At 64.8% G+C, this 2,222-nt stretch carries 2 protein-coding genes; both read right to left on the reverse strand.

Annotated features, from left to right (window positions below):
- Positions 1-10: 10 nt before the first annotated feature.
- Positions 11-790 carry a MerR family transcriptional regulator gene (locus ACNPM4_RS16645; RefSeq protein ID WP_448986422.1) on the reverse strand — a complete coding sequence of 260 codons (780 nt, stop codon included), beginning with the start codon at positions 788-790 and terminating at the stop codon, positions 11-13.
- Positions 791-1,736: 946 nt separating this feature from the next.
- Positions 1,737-2,168, reverse strand: a complete 432-nt coding sequence (locus ACNPM4_RS16650) for a hypothetical protein (protein ID WP_091032506.1) — start codon at positions 2,166-2,168, stop codon at positions 1,737-1,739.
- Positions 2,169-2,222 lie beyond the last annotated feature (54 nt).

Here is a 2,222-nt window from a genome sequence, read left to right on the forward strand (position 1 = left end):
CCCCCACTCGCTAGAGGTTGCCCTCCGCGTAGACGCGGAGCGCGTCGCGGACGAACTCCGCGCCGTGGGTGCCGCCGGACGATGTCGCGTAGTTCGCGCCGAAGCGCGGATCCGCGACATACATCTCGCCGAGCCCGATCACGTACGCCTTGGTGTCGCCGCCGGGGACGGCCGCGGGTGTGCCCGGGACGCCCGTGAGCCACTCGACGTGGCGTCGCGCGACATCCTGAGCCTCGGCGGATGCCGGGTCGATGCCGCTCTCTGCCGCGGCGATCCAGTCGCGTCCGAGGTCGGACACGCGCTGCTGCCAGTCGGCGCGCTCGGCATCCGTCATCCCCCGCCACCAGCGGTCGCTGTCGGCGTAGGCCTTCTTACCCCAACGATCCTCGACCTCCTCCTTGTACTGGGTGTGGTCGAAGCCGTCGAACATGTTCTCTGCCATGAGGTTCTCACCTCCTCTCAATGCTGTGATGGTCGATTCGACCGACGCGATCTGCCGCGCCAGCCTGGTCTGTTCCTCGCGCAGCAGCGCGAGGTGGGTCTCGAGGGCGGATGCTTCGCCGCGCTCACGTTCGAGCACCTCCGCGATCTGCGGCAGCCCGAGTCCGAGCTCCCGCAGCAGGAGGATGCGCTGCAGGCGCACGAGCGCCCGTCCGTCGTAGTGCCGGTAGCCGTTGGGCGCGATGCGCGAAGGCGGCAGCAGCCCGATGTCGTCGTAGTGCCGCAGCGTGCGACTCGTGGTTCCCGCCAACCGCGCGATCTCCTGGATGGACCAGTCGTCCCGTTCCATGTCGCCTCCTTCCTGTTCGATATCTCGACTCTAGAAGTTGACGTTGCGTCAAGGTCAAGCAATCCGCCACTCCTTCCCGAGTGCACGGCTTACCGACGACTGCACGGGCTGTCGACGCGGCCCGGCCGTGCATTCGACAGCTTCCCGTGCACTCGGAGCGGCGACGGTGGAGCGTCAGCACTGAGCGGGCGTAGCGGGCCTTCATCAGCGCGAGAGTGGAGTCCTGGGCGTACCAACAGATCGCGGACGCTGACGGACCAAGATCGCGTCAAGCGCGGCGGTCAAATAGACCGTCCTGCCTTCTTACAGTGGAGCGATCTTTCCTGGAACCCCGGCGAGTGTGGTCCCGGGGAGGCGGTCACCGGTGCTCGATCGCATCGTCGGGGTCGGCCGTCCTCACCCGCGCCTTGTCTCCGACAGACAGGGCGACGAAGCACATGACGCTTCCGAGAACGGCGAGTCCGCCGACGACCGCGAAGGCCTGATACCAATCCCACACGAGCAGATAAATCGGGAAGATACCACGACAGCCGCCAAGGCGTTGGGGATGAGGACATGGCGGATACTGTTGCGGCTGACTCGCGATGATCCGCCACTCACCGGTCGCTCGAGAGACCAGCACATCAGCGCGACCGGCACTCCCCCGGCCGCGAAGATCGTGAAGGTGCCGAGCAGGGGCGTGACATGGTCTGGCTCTACGGGAGATACCTCCCAACCGCCGACCGATCCGTAGCGGAACAACGCAACGATCGCAGCCGTCACCAACACGGCACCAAGCAGCAGGAGCATGAGGGGGAACGCTCTTGTCCTTCTCGACGTCATCGCGACTCCTCCATAAGCGCGGAAAGGCTCGAAGCCTGCTGTTCCCAGGTCGGCTTCGCCGCTTCGAACCAGCTGAGTGACGCGTAAGTGAAGAAGTCGGCGTGATGACCGTCGGCTGTCTGACTCAAGTAGACATTCCCACGCCGTTGACCAGCCGAACAGCCAGGATGCAGAGCGCACCGCCACCGACCGCTGCCAGCGCGACGAATGCGAGCACAGCGGGAAAGTACCAGACGAAGATAAAACTGAGAAGGGAACAGGCCACAGGCCCCACGGCTACTCGCATCGGCCACGAACGAGGTGATCTCGGCTGCGGAACCAGCGACAAGAGACTCAACCCCGTGGGCACGAGAAGTCCGAAGACGGCGCTCGCCAGGACGGAACTCCACACAGCCTCGCCGTTGCCGGAGTCCGCGATACTTCCCCAGTCGAATCCAAACGAATACAGCCAGTACATCAATCCCAGCAGAGCGCCGACGGTCGCATTCGAAACCCCGAGAGCCACGAGGCAACGCACCCATCGCACGCGGTATCTCACTCCCAAGATCGTGCTCATCGTCGATTGTCCTCGAATTCGGGTGGCAGGGGTGGCGATCACTCGACTCTAGAG

Source organism: Microbacterium umsixpiens, assembly GCF_053543675.1.